This is a genomic window from Streptomyces sp. HUAS 15-9 (assembly GCF_025642155.1).
Classification (GTDB): domain Bacteria; phylum Actinomycetota; class Actinomycetes; order Streptomycetales; family Streptomycetaceae; genus Streptomyces.
The window spans coordinates 8828932-8849157 of record NZ_CP106798.1 but is presented as its reverse complement, the minus strand read 5'-3'; the positions used below and the strand labels follow the sequence as shown (position 1 = coordinate 8849157).

Below are 20226 nucleotides of genomic sequence, written 5' to 3'. Positions count from 1 at the left end.
AACCGCATGGGACATGCGGACTCTAATCCGCGTGCTCGAGGCAACACTGAAGCTCCCGGTGCGCGGTCCCCAGCGCCCGGCTAGACGACGGCCTCGACGACCATAGAGCTCCGGCGTCAGCGGGCAACCACCCCAATTTTCAGCCCGGAACGGGCGTCCCCGCAGGGATATCTGGGGCTAGACGAGTAAGTCCTATGTCCTGGGCTGACGGTCAGGCATGAACAGAGGGTGTTCAAGATCATGTTGTGACGCAAGACCTGAACACCCTCTACCGCACTGTACGTGAAGATCGACGACGAGCTGGGAGGACCGCGATGGATGGGCAGACCACCCGTGTTGACCGACTCCGAACTGGGGCATGGTGGCGCCCTCGCCCTCGCCGGCTCACGGCACGCCCTGGGCGCGGCCGTTCGAGGTGTGACGTCGCGTCACGGCCGGGGGGAACGGGGCCGTGACCTGTGCAGGCGGGGGGATGAGCCGGAGCCCGCGGGGCCGGCCGGTCAGTCGGCCAGACCGACGGGATCGGTCAGCGCGAGGGCGGTCCGGCACTGCACGGCGCGCGGGTGTGCCAGGTCCACAGCGTCGAGGACGTGGGTGAGGACGACGGAATCGTGGGGCGGCTCCAAGTGGCCGGTGGCATCCGGACCGCACGAGAACGGTGCCGGCCGGGCGGCCGTACGCCGCCGCGCGCATCCTCCTCTCGCCGCCGGTGGTCGCCGGTGGGGTGCATGGCCGGCAAGCGGCTCACATGCGTTGACGTCGCGTCCGGCGCGGTCAGGGACTCGCCGGCTGGAGGCATCGGGCACTCCTTGGCTGCCGTCCACGCCATTCACGCTGCCCGCTACGCCGCCCACCCCGCAGGACGATTCCGGCTCGCCTTGGTCCCGGGCTCACGCGGGCATCGGCGTGCAAGTCCTCCGCGGCAGGCGGCAGGCTGCGGCGCGGACCTGGTCGGGGTGGGCAGGCCAGGTACGGTGACCGGTCCGTCGGCGTCACGCCTGGTCGATCTCGTCGATGTGGTCCTCCACCCACAGCCGCAGCTGTGCCAGCGGCCGGGCCACGCTGCGGCCCAGGTCGGTGAGCGCGTACTCCACGTGCAGCGGGACCGCAGGGTAGATCGTGCGGTTCACGAATCCCTTCTTCTCCAGGCGGCGCAGCGTCGAGGTGAGCACCTTCGGGCTGACACCCTCCAGGCGCCGCAGCAGCGCCCCGAAGCGTTTTGGCCCTTCCTCCATTGCACCGATGGCGAGTGCCGACCACTTGTTGGCCAGCAGATCCAGCACCTCGCGACACGGGCACTGGGCCGCATAGATGTCATGGTGGTCGTGCCGTTCGGAGGTGCACGGAGTCACCATGGTCAGGCCCTCCCTCATTGTCGGCACCGAGAAGCTACTTCCCTTTGGGAAGTAGCTGCCCTTGAAGGTTACTACCTCCCTGGAGCTACGTTACGAGCGCAGTCACCACCAGCACCACCAGGAGCCAAGGATGAGCAGGATGCCCGCCACCATGCCCGCTGTCGCCTACCGCAAGAGCCTGCCCGTGGACGACGTCGGAAGCCTCGAAGACGTCCAGCTGCCGGTGCCGGAGCCCGGCCCCCGTGACCTGCTGGTGCGGGTCGAGGCCATCGCGGTCAACCCGGTGGACTACAAGGTGCGGCAGAACAACGACCCGGGCGGCGAGCCGAAAGTCCTCGGGTGGGACGCCGCGGGCACGGTCGTCGCGGTCGGCGACGAGGTGGAGGAGTTCGAGGTCGGCGACGATGTCTTCTACGCCGGGGCCATCGACCGGCCCGGCACCGACTCGCTCTTCCACACCGTGGACGAGCGAGTCGTCGGCCGCAAGCCCGCCACCCTCTCCTTCGCCGAGGCGGCGGCTCTGCCGCTGACGTCGCTCACCGCGTGGGAGGGCCTCTTCGAGCACCTCGGTCTGCACGACGGAGCCCTGGAGAAGACCGGCACCTTGCTGGTCACCGCGGCCGCGGGCGGCGTCGGCGCGATGGTGGCCCAGCTGGCAAGCGCGCTGACCGGCCTGACGGTGATCGGCACGGCCTCCCGCCCGGAGACCGGCGAGTTCGCCCGCCGCATGGGGGCCGCCCACATCGTCGACCGCCGCAAGCCCCTGGCCCCGCAGGTGGCCGAAGTGGCACCGGGCGGAGTCGACTACGTCTTCAGCACCGCAGGCACGGATCAGAACCTGGCCGCCTACGCGGACATCCTCAAGCCGTTCGGACGGCTCGTGGCCATCGACGACTTCGGCCCGGTCGAGATCGGCCTGCTGAAGTCCAAGAGCATCTCCTTCCAGTGGGAGTTCATGTTCACCCGCTCGCTCCACCGGACGCCCGACCAGGCGGTGCAGCGGCACATCCTGAACCAGATCGCCCGCCTGGCGGACGCCGGGATCGTCACCACCACCGCCACCACCGACCTCGGCACGATCAACGCGGAGCACCTGCGGGAGGCCCACCGCATGCTGGAGTCCGGCAGGACGATCGGGAAGATCACCTTGACGGGCTTCTGAGCCCGGCCCGCGCATCCGGGGACAGCGCACCACCCGTCCCGCCCGGCCGTGCCTGCGGGGCCACCGGACGCACCAACCCGTCTCCGCGGCCATCGCGAGGGCGCGCCGGACCCTGCCGGGGAGCCCACCGTGTTCGCACCGGGCCGGCCGTGCCGGCGGCCGCCCGGCAACGGTCGGCGCGGCCGCCGCCTGGTCAAGGTGCTCAGCCAGACCGTGATCCCGAAGGAGAAACTGCTCGGCTCCGGCGCCGACCTCTACTTCGACACCTTCGCTTCCATGGGAAGCGGCGGCGGCCTGGCCACACCGCCCGCGCTGCTGGGCTGAACACCGTGAGCGAGCGCAAGCCGTACAAGACCGACCTGTCCGACGGGCAGTGGGCGCTGATCGAGCCGGTGATCGCCGCGTGGAAGCCCGCACACCCCTCGGTCAGCGGCCACCAGGGCCGGTACGAGATGCGGGAGATCGTCAACGCGCTCCTCTACCAGGGCCGCACCGGCTGCCAGTGGGACCTGCCGCCGCGCGGCGCGGTGATGTACTACTTCACCAAGTGGCGCGACGACGGCACCGAGCAGATCATCCACGACCTGCTGCGCCGGCAGGTGCGGGAGAAGGCGCGGCGGAAGGCGGACCCGAGCCTGGTGGCGCTCGACACCCAGAGCGTGCACGCGGCGGCCGGGGTGCCCGCGGAGTCGACGGGGCGTGATGCGGCAAAAAAAGTACCGGGCCGCAAGCGCGGCCTGGCCGTTGACGTGTTGGGCCTGGTGATCGCGGTGGTGGTGCTTGCCGCGTCCGTGCACGACAACGCCGCCGGCATCGCGCTGCTGGACAAGGTCGCCGCCGACACCGACACCGTTCAGAAGGCCCTGGTCGACCGGGGCTTCAAGAACGCCGTCGTCGCGCACGGTCAGATGGTGGGCATCGAGGTGGAAATCGTCGAGCGTAACCCGGCCCAGTCCGGGTTCGTGCCGGTCCCCGAACGGTGGATCGTGAAGCGCGCCTACGGGATCTTGATGCTGCACCGCAGGCTGGTGCGCGACTACGAGCACCTGCGCCGCAGTTCGGAGTCGCGGGTGTACTGGGCGATGACCGCGGTGATACTGCGTCGGCTGACCGGGGCTACGGCTGCGGCCTGGCGCAGCGCATGACCGGCGGGGAGCTCACGCTCGGGGCGGTGCTGGCGCGGCTGGAGGAGCGGGAACGGGAGATCGCCGCGCGGGCCGAGGCGACGAGGGAGCAGATCGCGCAGCTGACCGCGCGGCTGGATGAGCTCGGCCGGGCGCCGAGGAGATCCGGATCACCCGCAAGACGCTGCTGGAACTGCCCGATCCGCAGCCGCCCTCGCCGCCGGCCCCGCAGATGCCGGACCATCCGGTCTACCAGCAGATCATGGCGGTGTTCGCCGCGGCCGACGCGCCGCTGCGGGCGCGGCAGGTGTGCGAGGCGCTGGACATGGAGATCGCGCCCAACAACATCAACAACACCCGCCTGAAGCTCAAGCGGCTGACCGAGCGCGGAATCCTGCTCGAGACCGAGCAGGGCTTGTTCATCCAGCCGCGGCCGTAGCCGCCCGGGGACGCCGCGGCCAGCCCGCTTGCCCCTCCCGAAAGGGAGAAACGGACATCAACTCGCGTACCGCCCTCTCATTCGACGGCTGGACCTCGAGCCGGCCGGGTGGCGTCTGCCTGACCAGGGCAATGATCCGGGAGCCTTCGGCCTCGGTGATCCTTCGCTTGCGGCCCTGACCACCCAGATCTTCCAGGCCCTCCAGCCCCAAGCGGTTGAACCGGTGCAGCCAGCGGCGCACGGTCTTCTGACTGCACCGCAGTTCGCCGACGATCTGCGGGACCAGCCAGTTATCCCAGCTCAGCTCCACCATCCGGCACCGCTCCACCAGAACCTTCGGCGCCTTTCTGGCCGCCGCCAGGCGGTGGACCACCACTCGCTCGCCCTCGTCACGGCCCGGCCGTGCCCTCCGCACCATTCCCAGCACCCGCCCCCGAGCACCCGCAAGGTGCTGCGGGGCGACGGGACGGGGAGCCTGACGGGAGCGGACGTCCGGTCCCTCACCCGCATCACCTGCGGTCTGCCCGCCCGATCAGACGAGCGCTACGCCTTCGCGACAGACGTCGTGCCGACGGATCTCGACTCCGACGGCCGCGCGGAACTCCTCGTCGGCTTTGTACAGGCCGCTGCTGAGGCGGTGCTCGCCGCGGCCGGCGTTCGCGTCCGTGACGCGCCCGGACGGCGAACGGGGCGTGGCTGTCAATGGCGTAGGCCGCCTCCACCGGTTTCTTGCCTTTCTGTCGGCTGAGTCAGCTGGGCCACGTCCTGCAACAGTGTAAGGAAGCGGTGCACGAGACCTTGCGGTTCGCTGCGCAGGTAACAGGTCAGTTCACGGAAACGCCTGGGCCGGCACGACAGAATGGCGGCATCCAGGCCCGCGGGCACCGCGTTGTCCGGAAGGAGGGCGGGCCCCACCCCGGCGGCGGCCAGCCGCGCCGCCGCGTCGACCTGCCAGGTACGTACCGCCGGCGTCGGCCGGAACCCCTCGCTCGAACAGTAGCCGCCGATCAGGTCGTTGAGGCCGTGCCCCTGGCCGAACAGAACCCAGCCCTGGTCCGCCAAGGTACGTAGTTCGATTGTGGCGGCCCGTGTCCCTGGGCTTTCCCTCAACAGGGGGTGGCTGTTGGGGAGGACCACCACGAACTCCTCGTATCCCAGGGAGAGGACCGGGCCGTCCCACGCGCGGGGCCGCGGGCCGACGGCCAGGTCGCCCAGGCCATTGCGCACCTGTTCCTCCATCAGTTCGCGATGGCTGAACTCCTCGAGCCGGACCGGGCACTGTGCGTGCTGGTCGTGCCAGGTCCGGATGACGTCCGGCAGCACACCGGCCGCAACCGAGGAGACGGTGGCGATGTGCAACTCCGCTGATTCGCCACTGACCGCCACCCGTGCGGAGCGGTAGGCGCGCTCCGCACCGCGCAACGTGGCGAGGGCTTCCGGCAGGAAGGCACGACCGGCCGGGGTGAGCTGCATACCCCGCGGCAGCCTTTCGAACAAGGCACCCCCTACCCGCCGTTCAAGTGCCTTGAGCTGCTGGGACAGGGACGGCTGAGCGACGGAGAGCCGCGCTGCCGCCCGGCTGAGAGAACCCTCCTCGGCCACCGCCACAAAGTACTCGAACTGCCTCAGGCTCATACACCGAGGTTACGTATAGGAAAGACCTATGTAAATCCTTAGGAAGGAAGTCTTAGACTTACGGTGCCCCGTCGGGCCATTCTCGAGACATGGGCAACCATCACAGCACCGAAACCACGGTCCACGGCCTCGCACACGACGGGCCCCCCGACGGCGAGGTCGCGCACGCGCATCTAAACCGGCAGGTCGGCACCCACCTCCTGTTCGAGAACAGCGCTGTCCGCGTCTGGGAGGTCCACCTCGAGCCCGGTGTCCGGGCGCCGCTGCACTGCCACGCCCTGAATTACTTCTGGACCTGCACCGAGCCGGGAACAGCCCTGCAGTGGCAGCTCACGGGGAGCGGATGGCGGCAGCAGCGCCGCTCCTACACCGTCGGTGACACGCAGTTCTTCGCCTACGGCGACGGGTCGCCGGTCATACACGACCTGTACAACGACGGTGACACCCCGCTCCGGTTCGTCACCGTCGAGCTGCTCGGCACCGCGGCCCAGTCCGCCCCAACCAGCACCACGCCAGGAGGTGCGTCATGACCATGCGCCTGTCCATGCACAACTGGATGCGCCCGGAGCCGCTGGAGGTCACCGTCCCCCGGCTCGCGCGCTGCGGCTACGACGCCATCGAGATCTCCGCCGACCCCCGCGGCACCGATCTCGCGGCGACCGCACGACTGCTCGAAGAGCACCGGATCTCCTGCGCCGGCGGGCTCGCCCTGTTCATGGGCGGCCGCGACCTGGTCCACGAAGACTCGTTCATCCGGCAGGCCGGTCTCACCTACCTGATCGAGACCATCGACTTCACCGCAGCACTCGGCGGCACCTTCGTCACCGTGCCCTGCACGGTCGGCAAGCTGGTTCCGATGGCCGACGCGCAGCTGGAGTGGGACTGGTACGTCGCTGCCCTGCGGGAGGCGCAGAAACATGCTGACGACCACGGCATCCGGCTCGCCATCGAGCCGCTGACCCGGTACGAGACCTATCTCATCAACCGGGCCGACCAGGCCTTGCGCCTGGCCGAGGAGGTGGGCGAGACGTGCGGCATCTGTCTGGACATCTTCCACATGAACATCGAGGAAGCCGACTGGAGAGCCGCCATCCGCAGTTGCGCGGGCCGGCTGGTGAACTTCCATGTCGCCGAGAACAACCGGCTGCCGCCCGGGTCCGGAGCGATCGACTGGTCGGCACTGCTGCGTGAACTGCTCGCGGCGGGCTACGACGGGCATCTGTCCGTTGAGTTCATGCCCGCCCTCGACCGCACGCCTCTCTCCCAGAGGCAGATCACCGACGCCGCCGACGGGTCCCTCAGCCAGGGCATGACCAAGTGGCTGCGCGACCACGCCTCCGGCGTGCTTCCCGAAGACCTCTACGAGGCCTACACCGCCCAGTCGGCCGACGTCCTGCGGCATCACCTCGCCCAGGTGGGCACAGGCGCCTGAACCGGCTCCCGCCACGTCCGCCGGGGCAGCCGGCCTCCCCTCCGCGCCCCGGCGGATCCCCCACATCCTCCCTTCAACCCTCCATCCCCGACACGGAGCCCGCCATGACCGCGCTCAGTCGCTCCCCCAGATCCGCGGCCGCCACGGCCGTTCCATACGATGTACGACGGCTGTTCGTAGGAAGTTGCATCGCCCTCGCCGCCACCGGCATGACGTTCTCCGTACGCGGCGACATCATGGGGGCGCTGGGGCAGCACTTCTCCCTCAACCACTACCAGCTCGGGCTCATCGCCGGTGCGGCGTTCTACGGCTACGTCGGCGCCATCCTGGGCGGCGGCCTCCTGGTGGACGCCCTGGGTGCCAGGAAAATCCTCACTCTCGCCTTCATCGCTCAGCTCGCCGGACTGGTCCTCACCATCACGGCCCCCGGCTTCGACATGCTGTTCACCGGAACACTCGTGGTGGGCCTGGGCAACGGACTGATCGAAGCCGCAGCCAACCCGCTCATCGCCTCCCTCTACCCACGGGAGAAGACACGGCGCCTCAACGCGTTCCACGCGTGGTTCGCGGGCGGTCTGATCGTGGGCGGATTCGTCGGCTACGGATTCACCCTTGCGGGCCTGGACTGGCGTACGAAGCTCGCCACGATCATCCTCTCGGTCCTCGTCTACGGCGTGGTCCTGCTCCCACTGCGCTTCCCCGCCACCGAACGAGTCGCTGCCGCGGTAAGCAGCCGGGAGATGTTCCGCACCGCGACGCGCCCCATCTTCCTGGTCCTGCTGGCCTGCATGCTTCTCACCGCGTCCACCGAACTGGGCCCAAACCAGTGGATGCCCGACACCCTCGGGCAACTCGCGGGCGCCTCCGGCATTCTCGTCCTCACGTTCGTCAACGGCATCATGTTCGCCGCTCGCATCCTCGGCAGCCGCTTGCTGGGCAATGCCGGCCCCATTGCCGTCCTGGCCGTATCCTCGGTACTCGCCGCCGCCGGACTCCAACTGCTCGCTCACGCCCACAGCGCTCTGGCCGCGTACGCGGCTGCAGCCATCTTCGCGCTCGGCATCAGCCGCTACTGGCCCACCATGCTCGGCGCCGTAGCCGAACGCTGTCCCAAAGGCGGCTCCTTCGTCCTGGCTCTCCTGGGATCCGCAGGCATGCTCGCCACCGCGATCACCCTCCCCTGGATGGGACACATGATCGACACACGCGGTGCCGCCTACGCCTTCGCCACCATCAGCATCCTCCCCGTTCTCTGCGTCGTGGCCTTCACCGCCATATGGCTGTACGACCGGAGAAAGGGCGTAGAGACCACCGAAACCCTCACGGTCCAGACCCATCCCGCCTGACCCGCGCCCGCTGACCAGTGTGCCCTGCCCGCGCCGTGAGCGGGCAGGGCACACCCGTCACCGGCACTCCTGCCCGCCCCCTCCCCCACGGTGACCCCATGACTCCGACACCGCCGCCCCGAAACCCCTGCCATCCGGGTGCGCATCCGCCGCTCTCACGACGCATCCACCTCGGGGACCACCCGGTCCCTGGCCGCCGGGCTCGCGCCGCTGTCCGCCAGATGACCCACTGTCTCGGCGTCTCCCCGTCCACCGGTTCCGACGACCACGACAACACGGACGCCGCAGCACTCGTCGCCACCGAACTCGTCACCAACGCCTGGAGGCACGCCGACGGTGCCATGGAAATGCGTCTCATCTGGGACGGCCGTACGCTCACTGTGGAAGTCGACGACACCAGCAGCACGTCGCCCGCTGTTCTCGCGCCCAACCGACGTGGCCCGCACGGCGGATATGGACTCGCTCTCGTCAACTCCCTCGTCGAGGCCTGGGGAACCTATCACCGTCCGACCGGCAAGACCGTCTGGGCCAGGTGCGTCCTCATCACGCGCGACTGAACCGCGCCGGCTCCGCCCCAGCTCCGTGATCCCAGAGATGACATGCCGGCATCCCGCAGACCAGAACATCAGGCGACTTCACCTGAGCCAGCTGGAGAGCCCCTGACGACCTCTGGGGTCCGGTCAGCGTCGTTCCTGCGGGGGGCGCCGGGCCGTGCGGTCGGTGATGCGCAGGCGCCTGCCGACATGTGCGGGCATCAGGGGCGCGTGGTCGCCGAGAATGTCCAGGAACGAGGCGGTCACCGGGTCCGGGCTGGTACGGGTGTACCCGGTCAGCCGTCGGCGCAGGGGCGGATCGGGGCGCAGGACGGCGCCGCCGAAGTGTGGCGGGATGGTGTTGGCGGGCACGAGGGCGGGGCCGAGTCCAGCGGCAGAATAAGCAATGGCCGACGGGGCCTGTTCGGTGCGTACCGCAACACGGGGTCGGAAGCCGGCCGCCGCGCACGCCTGTTCCAGGATGTCGCACAAGCCGCTGTCGGGAGTGAAGTGCACCCACTCCCGCTGCGCCAGGTCGGACAGGCGGACACGGGGCGCGTGGTCCGAGACCGCCACAGGGTCGTCCGCATGGGTGACGACGACAAACTCCTCCGTGCCGACGTGGCGGGCGGTGCCCTCCCAGTCGTCCGGTAGCGGCCCCACGGCGACGTCGGCCTGTCCGGCAGCCATGGCCTGCGCCATTTCACCGCCCCGCCGATGCTCGAAGAGCCGGATCCGCACGCCTGGATGCTTCTCCCGCCACAGACCCAGGACCGTGGGAAGAACGCCGCAGCTGACCGAATAGAGCGTCGCCAGGTGCAGTTCGCCGGTGGAGACGCCGGCCGCCCGGCGGGCAGAGACGGTGGCCCGGCCCGCCTCGGCCAGCGCGGCCCGGGCGTGCGGCAGCATCGAGCGTCCGGCCGGGGTGAGCCGCACCCCACGTGGCCGCCGCTCCAGCAGCGGCCCGCCGACCTCGCGTTCCAGTGCCTGGAACTGGTGCGACAGCCCGGGCTGGGTGACGTTGAGACGTTCGGCGGCCCGGGTGAACGAGCCCTCGTCCACGACGGCCACCAGGTATTCCAGCTGTCGGAGTGTTGCCATGCGCTCAGCATATGGAAATGGTGCAGAGGATTTCTTGGACTTATGACGATCGGAGGTGCAGCGTGTGAGGGGAAAGGAACCGGCGACCGAGGGGTCGGACGGTCCGGACGCCCGCGAAACGTGCCGAAAGCCACACACTCACCACCCAGCCAGGGAGCCGTCATGTCCCGCCCTTCCTTCGAGTCGACTGTCACCGTGGGCAACATCGCCCTGTCCTTCCACCGGGCCGTGGCAGCCGTCACACGCCGCGTCCTGGAAGCCCACGGTCACCGGGTGCGCAGCCTCGAGGCCCCCCACGAGCGGCTGTTCCGGCTCCAGGAAGAGGGCGCCATCGACGTCCTTGTCTCCGCGTGGCTGCCTTCGAGCCACCACGCATTCCTCTCCCCCTACCGGGACCGGGTGCGCGTGCTGACAGCTCAGTACCAGCCCTACTGCGTATGGGCGGTGCCCCCCTGGGTGCCCGCCGAGATGGTGCGGGAGGTCGCTGACCTGGCCCGTCCTGGGCTGGTGGAGAGGATGACGACGGCCATCGACGGCATCAACCCCGGCGCCGGCATCAGCCGCTTCTCGGCCCGGATGGTGGGCGAGTACGGCCTGGACCGGGTGGGCTACACCTTCAGACCGGGCACCGAGTCCGGCTTCCTCTCCCGTGTGGAGCACGGACTCTCCACAGGTGAGTGGTTCGTCATACCGCTGTGGCGCCCGCACTATCTGAATCGCCTGCACCACCTGCGCCCGTTGCAAGACCCCAAGGGCCTGCTGGGAACCGTGGACAGTGCCGGCACGGTGGTCAATCTGGCCGCGCTGGACCGCATCCACCCGCGCGCCGTTGCCGAACTGGACCGTCTGCGCCTGGGCAACGAGGGCGTCGAGGAGATCGACGCCCTGATCAACGTGGACGGCCTCACCCCGCTGCAGGCCGCCGATCGTTACCTCGCCGACTTCGACTTCGGACTGCCCGCCTGATCGGGCACTGCGGCGACACGTGTCTCCTCACTCCCGGGCACCGCACCTTCGGCGAGCGCACCGTCGCCCTGAAACCCGCCACGTCCGCCTTCACCCAGGCGGCCCCTCGCGACCGCCGAACCCCCGCGCGGCGGTCGGCCGCCGAACCTCCATCCGTTTGTCCGCCGCGAGCGCCACGCGGTCGCGTGCGGCGTCAACCGCCTCACCGGGCACCGCCCTGGCCACGAAGCAAGGCGGGCTCGCCTTGCACCACGAGGCCCGTGCGCCCCTCCGATCGCCTGTCGACGACTGGCCGTGACCAGCACATTGACGTACGACCCGGGTGACGCGGTGACAACTTTGAAGGGAGAACCTTGACCGGACCCCAGTACCCCGGCTGCCTGCCGCCGGAGTCAACGCCCTTGCATGCGGCGGTTGGTGGCTGCCGCCGTGCCACCACCGTCGACCGCGTACTGGCCGGGCACTGGCGGGCGGTGCTCGACTATGCAGAACTGTGCACGGTGACCAAGGAGTCCGCGATCCGCCTGACCGGGACGGCGTTCATGCGGCTGCTGACGGACAACACCACGCACCCCGCTGCCTTTCCGTGGCGGCCACGCCTGCTGTCCATGGTGTCCCAGATCAGCGGCGAGTGGGCCTGCGACGAACGCAAGTACGGCCTGCACCCGCGGCTACGCGCCTCACTGACCGAGGCAGTCCCTTCGGAGAACGCGTCAGGACCACCCGACAGGCAACTCCTCGCCGTCGCCTTCAGGCAACTGCCGGACCGGGCACAACGGCTGCTGTGGCATCACGAAGTCGAGCGAGAGCCACCGGACGTCCTGGCCAAGCGCGTGGAGCCGCTCTTCGGAGAGCACTTACAGGTCGAGCTGCAACGTCACAGAGCGGCCCTGCGAGCCGAGTGCCTTCAGGCCCACCACCGTCTGGCCGCCGACAAACAGTGCACTCGCTACACCCACCTCATCGACTCACTCGTACGGCATCCCAGTCTGCTTCCCCCGCCCGATCTGCAGTGCCACCTCGCCCGCTGCCACCACTGCCGGGCAGCCGCCGAGCAGTTCGACCATTCCGCCGACCGCCTCACCCTGATGCTGGCCCAGGCGGTTATCGGCTTCCGCGCCGGGGACTACAGCAGGTCCTGCCTCAGTCGGCTGCCACTTGCCGCGCCTCCGCCTTCACGCCCCGGCCCCTCCCCAGCACCGCTCCGGCGCAGGACGGCGGTGGTGCTCCTGACGCTCGCCGCCGTCGCCGCCCTCATCTGGCTGTTGGTCCGCACCGTGAGCACCTAGTAGGACTCCGTTACTGATCTCGGCTCGTTAGGGTGATGTGGGGGTGTCCAGGGGTAGGCCGGTCCCGGCTATGAACCCGTCGAAGGTCTCGGGCCGGTACTGCAGGCGTTTGAGCCGGTTGCGCACGAGCGTCTCCAGGCGGTCGAGGGCGACGACGGCAAGGTTGGCCAGGCTGCGTCTGACGTGTGCCCACACGCCCTCGACCGGGTTCAGGTCGGGCGAGTACGCGGGCAGCAGGAACACCGTCAGCCACTCACGTTCGGCGACCAGCTCCCGCATCGTCTTGGAGACGTGGGTGTCGAGTCGGTCCCACACCAGCACGATGGGTGCCTTGACCAGCTGGTGGACGCCGTCCAGGAGGGCGATGTAGTCGCGCTCGCTCATGCCGCGTCGCGTACCCTCGCCCGCGGGGTGGGTGAGCAGGCGGTGGCACAGCCGGGTGCGGGAGCCCGGCCACCGACAGGCGCCCCGAGCGCCATCCGCTGACGGCCACGACCGGGGTGTGGCCTCGCCGGCCCCACGTGCGTCCTTTGGGCGGCCTGCGGGTGAAGCCCGCCTCGTCCTCGAAGCAGACGTATCCCCCGCAGGCCGCCCGGGCCCTTTTGCCTGTACCCAGGTCGCCTCCTTCCAGCCCGTCATGGCCTGTTCGTTGCGCTCGGCCACCCTGCGCGCGGGCATCTGCGGGGTGAAACCGAGCCGGCGCATCAGCCTCGTTGTGCCCGAGACGCTGTAGGAGACGTAGAACTTCCTGCCGATCAGCGTGGCCACCCGTGCGGCCGTCCATACCTGGTCCTCCGTCCAGCCGCGCGCGGCCGGCCCCTGCTCGAGATACCCGGCGAGCTTCTCCAGACAGCGCGGCGACAGACGACACCGGCTCCCGCTGGGTCCTCGCGAAAGCAGCGCGTCGGCACCGCCTTGCTGCCACAACTGCTGCCACTGGTAAGCCGACTTCAGACTCACACGCAGCCGCCGGGCCACCTCGGGCGGTTTGACCTGCTCAGCGAATAGCTCCGCCGCCTGTATCCGCACCGCTTCCCGGCGCCGCCGTGCCGCAGGCGTCAGCCCGCCCCCATCCGCATATCTCACACACCACGGACTACCGACAACACGACACCCACATCGGCAAGTTCAGCAAACATCAACCTAACGAGCCGAGATCAGTATGCCCACTTCAGCAGCCATGCGGCGATGGCTTGGGCACACGCGTCGAGGATGGCTTCTCCCTTTTCTGGGGTTGCCGCGCGCGCATCACCCGCCACGCCCGAGGAGGTGACCTCCTTGAACGACCGCGACGCGTGGAACACGTGGCTCGCGTCGGATTGCAGGGCGATGTGCGGGCCGGTCGCCTCGGCGAGCCGGGTGCGGTCGACGAGGTCGGGGGCGATCGCCATGATCATGGAAGTTTCGCCTTCGCAGGCGTGCATCAGGGTGGGCTGGTCCTCCAGTAGCTCCGCCGTCCGTTCCAGCCCGGCCAGGAAGTAGCTGGTGACGGCGATGGGGTGGGACAACTCCCGGGTCAGTTCGTTGCTGATGGCGTTGAGGGCGGTGATGTTCCCTCCGTGCCCGTTGACGATGAGGATCTTGTTGAAGCCCGCGGTGATGATGGAGCGGCACAGGTCGCGCAGGAGCGCGTGGTAGGTCGGCAGGGTGAGTGAGAAGGTGCCGCCGAAGGCGAGGTGGTGATCGGAGAGCCCGCACCACAGGGAGGGTGCGACCACGACGGGCCGCTCGTGGTCGGCCATGATGGCGGCGGCCCGGCTGCACGCCTCTGCGCTGAGGAAGTCGTCCACGCCGGTGGGCAGGTGCGGTCCGTGCTGCTCGGTGGATCCGACGGGAAGCAGGACAGGGGCGTCTTGGGCGGCCCGTTTCCACAGCGCCGGCGCGGTCATGCGGTTCCAGAGCACTTCGGGCATGGTGCGGTGTGTCCTTTCTTGGCCGACGGGCGGGGCCGTGCGGCTGGTTGCGGGCTTCAAGGCGGGAGAGAACGACCGCGTCCTGGCGGGGATATGCGCGGCCGGGGGCGTCACGGTGTCTCGGAGAGCCGCCCGTGAGCGAGGTGCGCGGCCACGCCGGTGGACGGCGGCGGGCAGTCCGCGTCTTGCGGGGCAGCGGAGATGCTCTCCACTGACAGGCCTGTGGTCCGCACCCCGAAGGCGACGGCGAGCGCGGCCAGGAGCATCGCCGCGGCCACTGCGGCGAAGACGGCTCCGGCGCCGTAGGCGTCGAGGAGGGGGATCAGGTAGAAGGGGGCCGCGGCGGTCGACAGCCGGCTGAGCGAGTACAGCCAGCCGGTCGCGGTGGTCCGCACGCTCGTCGGGAACTGCTCCAGCTGGTAGACGTGGCCGGAGTTGGACATGACGTTGGCCACCATGGTGAAACAGAAACCCGCGAGGATGATCGCCACGGGCGAGGCGGCGTTGCCGTAGGCCAGCCCGGACAGCCCCATGCCGACCAGCGAGGCACACAGGATCCACTTCCGTTCGGCTCTCTCCATGACGAGCACCGAGAGGAAGGAACCGAGCGGGTATCCGATGAAGGCGAAGGTCAAGGAGGTCAGCGAACTGCTGACGGTGAGTCCCTTGGCGGCGAGCACGAGCGTGGCGAGGCTGCTGAAGCCGTAGTACCCGACGGGGGCCAGGACCCACAGAACGGCCATCAATGCCGTACGGCGGGCGAGAGGGGCCCGGAAGATGCTCCGGACGGGCAGCTGGACCGGGCGCTTCTTCTCCGGCGCGGCGTCGCCGGCTGCGGGGCGTGTCCACCCTTCCGCCTCGGCGGCCTCTTCGAATCGTGTGGCGATCGCGTCGGCTTCCGCCGATCTTCCGACCGACTCCAGCCAGCGCGGTGATTCGGGCAGCCCCCGGCGGACCAGGAAGGTGAGCAGGGCGCCGAAGGAGCCGATCGCGAACATCCACCGCCATCCCGCGATGCCGAGCGGACTCTCGCCGACCAGCTTCATGCCCAGGAACCCCACTGCGGGCACGGCGAGATAGGCGGCTGTGAACGCCCAGGCCGCGTAGCGTCCGCGCTGTTTCGGCGGCAGGATGTCGCCGAGGAAGGAGTCCGTCACCGGCAGTTCGCCGCCCAGGCCGATCCCGGCGACGAAGCGGAAGAGGACCAGGCTCCACAGGTTCGGGGCGAAGGCGCAGACGAGTGTGGCCGCCGAGTACGTGGTGAGCGTAAGCATGTAGGCGCCGCGGCGCCCGATGCGGTCTGCCAGCCGTCCGATCACCACGGCCCCGAGGAAGGCGCCGACGAACGTCGATGCGAGAACGAGGGACAGATCGAAGCCGGCCAGCGAGAAGGTCGTCTTCAGCGTGGTGGCGAGGACACCCGCCAGGAAGAGCTCGTAGATCTCGAAGAAGTTGCCGAGCGCCATGATGGCGACGAACCGCTTGTGGAGTGCTGTGGTCGGAAGTCGGTCGAGCCGGGCGGCGACGAGCAGGCTTCCGGCGTCCTCTGGACGTTGCATCGTTTCTCCCACCGGAGCCGATGGGGGGTCTCGTGACCCCCGGAGTTAGATTGGACAGTACAATCTAAATTCAGCCGCTGGCAATACTCCGGCCTGCCAATTTAGACTGTGCTGTACAGTCCATGAGGAGATGTCGACAGTGATTCCCGCCGCGTGTACACCGCACGTGTCCGGCAACAGCGCAGCGCGCGCCCGCAGCCGTTCGAAGATCCTCTCCGCGGCGAAGGCGCTCTTCCTGGAAGACGGGTACGACGGTGTCAACCTCGATCGGATCGCCACGCGGGCCGGGGTCGCCCGGCAGACGGTCTACAACCGGTTCGGCGGCAAGGAGGCCGTCTTCCGTGCCGTGGTGGAGCACCACTGGGCAAGCCTCGACCTCGACACCCTGCCCGCGCGCTTCGAAGAAGGGCTCGGGAGCGGCGGTGACCCGGCCGGGTTCCTGCGCCGGTTCTCCCGGGCTCTGCTCGCGTTCATCGACGAGACGGACCAGATCGCCTTCACCCGGCTCGTGATCGCCGAGTCCAGCCGCATCCCGTGGATCGCCGGCGAGTTCCACCGGCTCGGCAAGGCGCCGCTGCTACGGGGTATTAGCGTCGTGTCTGGAGCGTCTGAGCGAGGCAGGCGCGATCTCGTGCCCCTCCCCCCGTACGGCGGCGCGGCAGTTCCTCGGGCTCGTCCAGGAGTTCGCCGTCTGGCCCAAGGTGATGGCCGTCGACGCGGGTCGGACGGACATCCCGCCGACCGATGTGGTGATAGAGGAGGCGATCTCCACCTTCCTCAGCCGCTACGGAGCCGAAGCGTGTCAAGAAGCGCACAAGCCCTCACCGCCTCGGTGACCGCCGGCCGCGCCGCGCCATACGAACATCCCCCAAGTACACGGAGTTCCGCATGAGTTCCCTTCCGCGCACCCCCGCTTCACCCGACATCGCTCCCCGGTGGAACGTCGGTGACGCCGTCGTTCACCGTGTCGACGAGTTGATCCTCCCGCCGGAGACCGGCCCGTGGCTCATCCCCGCAGCCACACCCGACCTCGTCACGCAGATCCCCTGGCTCACTCCCGACTTCGCCGACCGCCAAGGCGCGCTCCACCTGGCCGTGCACAGCTTCGCGGTCGAGACGGGCGGTCTGCGTGTGCTGGTCGACACCGGTATCGGCAACGGCAAGAGCCGTTCCAACCCCGCCTGGGACAACCTCGACACCCCCTACCTCGACCGCCTGACCGCCGCCGGTTTTCCCCCGGAGTCCGTCGACGTCGTGATCCTGACCCATCTGCACACCGACCACGTCGGGTGGAACACCCGCCCCACCGGCCGGGGCGGCTGGGAGCCCACGTTCCCTCGCGCCCGCTATCTCGTCTCCCGCGCCGAAGCCGACTACTGGTCGAGCGCGGACATCGACGACAGCCGGCGCCAGATGCTCTCCGACTCCGTCGATCCCGTACGCGACAGCGGCCGGCTGGAGCTGATCGACGTGCCCGCGGACGGCGCCAACGTCGCTCCCGGCCTGCGGCTTCTGCCCACCCCCGGCCACACCCCCGGCCAGGTCGCCGTCCACCTGCGCAGCGCCGGGCACTCGGCCGTCATCACCGGTGACTGCATCCATCACCCCGTGCAGATGGCCCGCCCGGCCCTGTGCAGCAGCGTGGACGTCGACCCGGAACAAGCTGCCCGCACCCGCCGCGGTCTTCTCGCGCGCCTTGCCGACAGCGACACCCTGCTCCTGGGCAGCCACTTCGCGCCCCCCACCGCCGGCTTCGTCCGTTCCGAAGGCGACAGCGGCACCTACCGCCTGTCGCCCGTCCCCGGAGAACGACCGGGCACCGTATGAGCGCCGTATGAGCGGGAAGTCCGGGCCGGGCGGCCTGGGGTCAAGCGCCGTCCGCGGGGCGCCGGAAAGCGGCCGCGCCGCTGCGGACGGTGTGCGCCGATGGCACGGCGGGGGCAGGTGCTATGCCGGCGAATCCGCCGGCATGTAGCGGCTCAGGAACATGGCGATGGCCTCTTCCACGACGAGGTCGGTGGGCGGGAGCTTCATCACGTCCGGGCCGATCGCCATGACCCGCGGCCAGATGACGAACTCCTGGATCAGCCCGAGGAACTGGCGCGCCGCCAGTTCCGGGTGGGCGCAGTCGATGGCACCTGCCTCCGACATCTCCCGCAGGCAGGCGGTGAACGTCTCCGCCAACGGCGCCTTGCCAAGCCGGTAGAACTCCGTGGCGACCCAGGGGAGCCTGCGCGACTCCGCGATGACCAGCCGGGTGAAGGAGACCTGATCCGTCTCCGCGATGAAGGTGAGCACCATCTCGGCGAAACGGCGCAGAAAGTCGGCCGGATCAGCGCGCGAGATGTCACGATCCAGGCGCGCCGTCAGCTCTTCGAGTCCGAAGGCTGCCCAGTGGTGCTCCATCGTTGCCCGGAAGACCGCTTCCTTGCTTCCGAACAGGTTGTAGACGGTCTGCCGGGCCACGCCTGCGCGGGTGGCGATCCGGTCGAGGTTGACACCGTCGTACCCGTCTTCGAGGAAGAGGGCTTTGGAGGCATTCAAGATCTTGAGGGCTGTGGCGCTGGACCGCCTGCCCGCCCTGCGTCCGGGCGCGAGCGACGGACTGGTGGGGTCGGCCGGCATCGAGAGCCTCCTTTGGATTGCTCAGTCCAGTTTAGTCGTGGCCCTACAGGTCTCGACGAGGTGCGCCTGTCGACCTCCTGACGCAACTCCTGTGCCCGCCTCCTTCACGTTCTCCGGCACACCGCTGAGGCGGTAGTCGGCGCAGACCCGTGTTCCGGCGGCATCCCTGTGGCATTGGAGGGACTGCGCGAGGCAGCGGACGATGTCCAGGCCGCGGCCGCACTCGTCCCCGTCCGTCTCCCGCTCCCGAGACCTCGCGGGTCCGCCGCTGTCGACGACCTCGATGTGTGCGGCGGCCGGGGAGACGCTAACCATGATCGTCATGTCGTCCCGTCCGTGCCGTGCCTCATTGGCGGCGAGCTCGCCGACGATCAACCCGATGTCGTCCTGATCGCCGGGGCATACGCGCCAGGCATCCAGACAAGCGGCCACACGATGCCGGACGGCGGACACGTGGCGCTCGTCGGCGGGAGCGGCAATGACTGCCAGGCCGCGGCGCGTGGCGCGCGGGGACAGGAGCCCGCTCGCCGGCGGGGCCGACCGAGCCTCAAAAGAGCGTTTGACATACTTATTAGACTGGACAATACAATCTAATCAGACTCGGACGTGTCTGCACCTTCGTCAAACGGATGCATTCGATTCCCTCGCGCTGCCCCGTGACGGCATGTGCGGGGCGGGCGGCCTTCACGGAAGGTTGTCGTCTCGGAGTCCAGCGGACATGACATCCCGCACGGAGTGCCTGCGGGACCTCCGGACCTCATCTGGCGCTCCGGCGGGGCTGGCCATGGAGAGGTTGTAGACTGTACCGTACAATCTATGATGCACCTGGTCGCGTCCGCCTGTGACCGCGCGGACCGGTCGGACCAAGACCCCGCATGATCACCCGGCAACCGCTGACCAGGCAGCCGCACGCGCGGCCAGCAGGGCACGGCGGGGGAAGCGGTCGACACCGCACGTACATGCACACATGCCGACCGGTTCATGCCGGAACAGGTCGCACCGTCCCTCCGTGCCCCCGCAAACAGGAGAACGCCGTGCCAGCAGCACCTTCCGAGCGGGGCGGCTATGCCGCAACCCACCGCCGAAGCCTGGAGGATCCCGAGCAGTTCTGGCTTGAGGCGGCGCGAGCGATCGACTGGACCGTTCCCCTCTGCGGCGCTGGACGGCTCTCGCACGCCGCTGTACCGCTGGTTCCCCGACGGTGAGCTCAACACCTGCTACAACGCCCCGGACCGGGAGTCGATACCGGACACGGCGACCGTCTCGCCCTCGTCCACGACAGTCCCCTGCCCGGTGTGCGGACCGCTTTCACCTCTGTTCTTTGAACCGGGTGGCCGTCCCGGGCCGGGGCGGGATGGTTTCGGTGCGGCTGCCGGGCAGGCCGTGGTCGGTCGGAGGTTGCGAAACCCGCGGCGGGCGCGGGCGGGGGTGAGGCGGCGGGGTTCGGTGCGGCGTTCCCAGGGGCGGCGGAGATCTTCGGCGAGGGGCGGGCGAGGCGGAGTTGGGTGTGGGCGGCGATGACGAGCCAGGTCCGCAGGTCGGCCGTGTCAGCGTGGCGGACCTGCGGGGCGGTCCACCCGAGTGTCTGCTTCATCAGCCGGAAAGTGTGCTCAAGATCGAATCTGTGCAGGAAGGACTGCCACCAGAGGTCCGCCTGAGCGCTGGTGGCGGCGGTGGCAGAGCACCACAGCCATACCGGTTTCGGGTCACGGTCGCCCGGCAGTCGCTCGACCTTGTTCCATTTCGA

General features: G+C 69.3%; 22 protein-coding genes and 5 pseudogenes. 15 read left to right on the top strand and 12 right to left on the bottom strand.

Features of this window, described 5'->3' with window-relative positions; genetic code table 11:
• Positions 1 to 245: 245 nt before the first annotated feature.
• A pseudogene (locus tag N8I87_RS44795) lies at positions 246 to 354 on the top strand (IS982 family transposase); the annotation flags it as partial.
• 146 nt (positions 355 to 500) lie between these two features.
• Here N8I87_RS44795 and N8I87_RS40160 read toward each other — a convergent pair.
• Positions 501 to 626: a hypothetical protein gene (locus N8I87_RS40160; protein WP_263215869.1), complete on the bottom strand. Its 126-nt coding sequence runs from the start codon at positions 624 to 626 to the stop codon at positions 501 to 503.
• A 366-nt stretch (positions 627 to 992) separates the two neighbouring features.
• Entirely contained in the window at positions 993 to 1355 is a 363-nt protein-coding gene (locus N8I87_RS40155) for a winged helix-turn-helix transcriptional regulator (protein WP_263215868.1), read from the bottom strand.
• 130 nt (positions 1356 to 1485) lie between these two features.
• Between N8I87_RS40155 and N8I87_RS40150 the strand changes: the two genes are divergently transcribed.
• From N8I87_RS40150 to N8I87_RS40135, 4 genes are all read left to right on the top strand, one after another.
• Positions 1486 to 2517 (top strand): zinc-binding alcohol dehydrogenase family protein, encoded by a 1032-nt coding sequence (locus tag N8I87_RS40150; RefSeq protein ID WP_263215867.1) that lies wholly within the window; start codon positions 1486 to 1488, stop codon positions 2515 to 2517.
• Between the two features lie 129 nt (positions 2518 to 2646).
• Positions 2647 to 2841 (top strand): hypothetical protein, encoded by a 195-nt coding sequence (locus N8I87_RS44890; protein WP_491743944.1) that lies wholly within the window; start codon positions 2647 to 2649, stop codon positions 2839 to 2841.
• Positions 2842 to 2846: 5 nt separating this feature from the next.
• Positions 2847 to 3662, top strand: coding sequence for an IS5 family transposase (locus tag N8I87_RS40140; RefSeq protein WP_263215866.1), 816 nt, complete (start codon positions 2847 to 2849; stop codon positions 3660 to 3662).
• A gap of 211 nt (positions 3663 to 3873) precedes the next feature.
• Positions 3874 to 4080, top strand: coding sequence for a hypothetical protein (locus N8I87_RS40135; protein ID WP_263215864.1), 207 nt, complete (start codon positions 3874 to 3876; stop codon positions 4078 to 4080).
• Here the strand turns inward: N8I87_RS40135 and N8I87_RS40130 are convergent.
• The 3 genes from N8I87_RS40130 to N8I87_RS40120 form a co-directional block, all read right to left on the bottom strand.
• A complete protein-coding gene (locus tag N8I87_RS40130; protein WP_263216928.1) occupies positions 4061 to 4498 on the bottom strand; it encodes a helix-turn-helix domain-containing protein in 438 nt (145 codons plus the stop codon). The two genes, N8I87_RS40135 and N8I87_RS40130, sit on opposite strands and share 20 nt — an antisense overlap.
• 114 nt (positions 4499 to 4612) lie before the next feature.
• Positions 4613 to 4783 carry a hypothetical protein gene (locus tag N8I87_RS40125; RefSeq protein ID WP_263215863.1) on the bottom strand — a complete coding sequence of 57 codons (171 nt, stop codon included), beginning with the start codon at positions 4781 to 4783 and terminating at the stop codon, positions 4613 to 4615.
• Complete coding sequence (locus N8I87_RS40120) at positions 4780 to 5715, bottom strand: LysR family transcriptional regulator (protein WP_263215862.1); 936 nt, start codon at positions 5713 to 5715, stop codon at positions 4780 to 4782. The genes N8I87_RS40125 and N8I87_RS40120 overlap by 4 nt, the downstream gene beginning before the upstream one ends.
• An 89-nt stretch (positions 5716 to 5804) precedes the next feature.
• Between N8I87_RS40120 and N8I87_RS40115 the strand changes: the two genes are divergently transcribed.
• From N8I87_RS40115 to N8I87_RS40100, 4 genes are all read left to right on the top strand, one after another.
• Entirely contained in the window at positions 5805 to 6245 is a 441-nt protein-coding gene (locus N8I87_RS40115) for a cupin domain-containing protein (protein ID WP_263215860.1), read from the top strand.
• Positions 6242 to 7147, top strand: a complete 906-nt coding sequence (locus N8I87_RS40110) for a sugar phosphate isomerase/epimerase family protein (RefSeq protein ID WP_263215859.1) — start codon at positions 6242 to 6244, stop codon at positions 7145 to 7147. The genes N8I87_RS40115 and N8I87_RS40110 overlap by 4 nt, the downstream gene beginning before the upstream one ends.
• Positions 7148 to 7251: 104 nt before the next feature.
• On the top strand, positions 7252 to 8493 hold the full coding sequence (locus tag N8I87_RS40105; protein ID WP_263215857.1) for an MFS transporter: 1242 nt from the start codon (positions 7252 to 7254) through the stop codon (positions 8491 to 8493).
• A 221-nt stretch (positions 8494 to 8714) separates the two neighbouring features.
• Positions 8715 to 9050, top strand: a complete 336-nt coding sequence (locus N8I87_RS40100; protein WP_263215856.1) for an ATP-binding protein — start codon at positions 8715 to 8717, stop codon at positions 9048 to 9050.
• 123 nt (positions 9051 to 9173) lie between these two features.
• Here N8I87_RS40100 and N8I87_RS40095 read toward each other — a convergent pair whose 3' ends face one another.
• On the bottom strand, positions 9174 to 10127 hold the full coding sequence (locus tag N8I87_RS40095; protein WP_263215855.1) for a LysR family transcriptional regulator: 954 nt from the start codon (positions 10125 to 10127) through the stop codon (positions 9174 to 9176).
• Positions 10128 to 10289: 162 nt separating this feature from the next.
• Here N8I87_RS40095 and N8I87_RS40090 point away from each other — a divergent pair, with 162 nt between their 5' ends.
• Positions 10290 to 11093 carry a glycine betaine ABC transporter substrate-binding protein gene (locus tag N8I87_RS40090; RefSeq protein WP_263215853.1) on the top strand — a complete coding sequence of 268 codons (804 nt, stop codon included), beginning with the start codon at positions 10290 to 10292 and terminating at the stop codon, positions 11091 to 11093.
• 353 nt (positions 11094 to 11446) lie between these two features.
• Positions 11447 to 12382, top strand: a complete 936-nt coding sequence (locus N8I87_RS40085; protein WP_263215852.1) for a hypothetical protein — start codon at positions 11447 to 11449, stop codon at positions 12380 to 12382.
• Positions 12383 to 12409: 27 nt separating this feature from the next.
• On the opposite strand, the pseudogene N8I87_RS44790 reads toward N8I87_RS40085, so the two are convergent.
• The 3 genes and pseudogenes from N8I87_RS44790 to N8I87_RS40065 form a co-directional block, all read right to left on the bottom strand.
• Positions 12410 to 13468: pseudogene (locus tag N8I87_RS44790) on the bottom strand (IS630 family transposase).
• Positions 13469 to 13539: 71 nt separating this feature from the next.
• Entirely contained in the window at positions 13540 to 14295 is a 756-nt protein-coding gene (locus N8I87_RS40070; RefSeq protein WP_263215851.1) for a creatininase family protein, read from the bottom strand.
• Positions 14296 to 14405: 110 nt separating this feature from the next.
• A complete protein-coding gene (locus tag N8I87_RS40065) occupies positions 14406 to 15854 on the bottom strand; it encodes an MFS transporter (RefSeq protein ID WP_263215850.1) in 1449 nt (482 codons plus the stop codon).
• A 130-nt stretch (positions 15855 to 15984) separates the two neighbouring features.
• Here N8I87_RS40065 and N8I87_RS44785 point away from each other — a divergent pair, with 130 nt between their 5' ends.
• Positions 15985 to 16746, top strand: coding sequence for a TetR/AcrR family transcriptional regulator (locus N8I87_RS44785; RefSeq protein WP_438829317.1), 762 nt, complete (start codon positions 15985 to 15987; stop codon positions 16744 to 16746).
• Entirely contained in the window at positions 16743 to 17681 is a 939-nt protein-coding gene (locus N8I87_RS40050; protein ID WP_263215849.1) for an MBL fold metallo-hydrolase, read from the top strand. The genes N8I87_RS44785 and N8I87_RS40050 overlap by 4 nt, the downstream gene beginning before the upstream one ends.
• Before the next feature lie 120 nt (positions 17682 to 17801).
• On the opposite strand, the gene N8I87_RS40045 is transcribed toward N8I87_RS40050, so the two are convergent.
• Together N8I87_RS40045 and N8I87_RS40040 are read right to left on the bottom strand one after the other, a co-directional pair.
• Complete coding sequence (locus N8I87_RS40045) at positions 17802 to 18479, bottom strand: TetR/AcrR family transcriptional regulator (RefSeq protein ID WP_263215848.1); 678 nt, start codon at positions 18477 to 18479, stop codon at positions 17802 to 17804.
• A gap of 21 nt (positions 18480 to 18500) precedes the next feature.
• A complete protein-coding gene (locus N8I87_RS40040; protein ID WP_263216925.1) occupies positions 18501 to 18959 on the bottom strand; it encodes an ATP-binding protein in 459 nt (152 codons plus the stop codon).
• A gap of 395 nt (positions 18960 to 19354) precedes the next feature.
• On the opposite strand from N8I87_RS40040, the pseudogene N8I87_RS40035 reads away from it, so the two are divergent.
• Both N8I87_RS40035 and N8I87_RS44885 read left to right on the top strand, forming a co-directional pair.
• Positions 19355 to 19615: pseudogene (locus N8I87_RS40035) on the top strand (hypothetical protein); the annotation flags it as partial.
• Positions 19593 to 19670, top strand: a pseudogene (locus N8I87_RS44885) (hypothetical protein); the annotation flags it as partial. The pseudogenes N8I87_RS40035 and N8I87_RS44885, both read left to right, overlap by 23 nt.
• A gap of 26 nt (positions 19671 to 19696) precedes the next feature.
• Here the strand turns inward: N8I87_RS44885 and N8I87_RS40030 are convergent.
• Positions 19697 to 20193: pseudogene (locus N8I87_RS40030) on the bottom strand (NF041680 family putative transposase); the annotation flags it as partial.
• Between the last annotated feature and the right edge of the window lie 33 nt (positions 20194 to 20226).

Coding starts and splice junctions, on each gene's coding strand:
- N8I87_RS40155 (WP_263215868.1), bottom strand. CDS start 1,355: ATGGTGACTCCGTGCACCTCCGAACGGCACGACCACCATGACATCTAT.
- N8I87_RS40150 (WP_263215867.1), top strand. CDS start 1,486: ATGAGCAGGATGCCCGCCACCATGCCCGCTGTCGCCTACCGCAAGAGC.
- N8I87_RS40135 (WP_263215864.1), top strand. CDS start 3,874: ATGCCGGACCATCCGGTCTACCAGCAGATCATGGCGGTGTTCGCCGCG.
- N8I87_RS40130 (WP_263216928.1), bottom strand. CDS start 4,498: ATGGTGCGGAGGGCACGGCCGGGCCGTGACGAGGGCGAGCGAGTGGTG.
- N8I87_RS40120 (WP_263215862.1), bottom strand. CDS start 5,715: ATGAGCCTGAGGCAGTTCGAGTACTTTGTGGCGGTGGCCGAGGAGGGT.
- N8I87_RS40115 (WP_263215860.1), top strand. CDS start 5,805: ATGGGCAACCATCACAGCACCGAAACCACGGTCCACGGCCTCGCACAC.
- N8I87_RS40110 (WP_263215859.1), top strand. CDS start 6,242: ATGACCATGCGCCTGTCCATGCACAACTGGATGCGCCCGGAGCCGCTG.
- N8I87_RS40105 (WP_263215857.1), top strand. CDS start 7,252: ATGACCGCGCTCAGTCGCTCCCCCAGATCCGCGGCCGCCACGGCCGTT.
- N8I87_RS40100 (WP_263215856.1), top strand. CDS start 8,715: ATGACCCACTGTCTCGGCGTCTCCCCGTCCACCGGTTCCGACGACCAC.
- N8I87_RS40095 (WP_263215855.1), bottom strand. CDS start 10,127: ATGGCAACACTCCGACAGCTGGAATACCTGGTGGCCGTCGTGGACGAG.
- N8I87_RS40090 (WP_263215853.1), top strand. CDS start 10,290: ATGTCCCGCCCTTCCTTCGAGTCGACTGTCACCGTGGGCAACATCGCC.
- N8I87_RS40070 (WP_263215851.1), bottom strand. CDS start 14,295: ATGCCCGAAGTGCTCTGGAACCGCATGACCGCGCCGGCGCTGTGGAAA.
- N8I87_RS40065 (WP_263215850.1), bottom strand. CDS start 15,854: ATGCAACGTCCAGAGGACGCCGGAAGCCTGCTCGTCGCCGCCCGGCTC.
- N8I87_RS44785 (WP_438829317.1), top strand. CDS start 15,985: ATGTCGACAGTGATTCCCGCCGCGTGTACACCGCACGTGTCCGGCAAC.
- N8I87_RS40050 (WP_263215849.1), top strand. CDS start 16,743: ATGAGTTCCCTTCCGCGCACCCCCGCTTCACCCGACATCGCTCCCCGG.
- N8I87_RS40045 (WP_263215848.1), bottom strand. CDS start 18,479: ATGCCGGCCGACCCCACCAGTCCGTCGCTCGCGCCCGGACGCAGGGCG.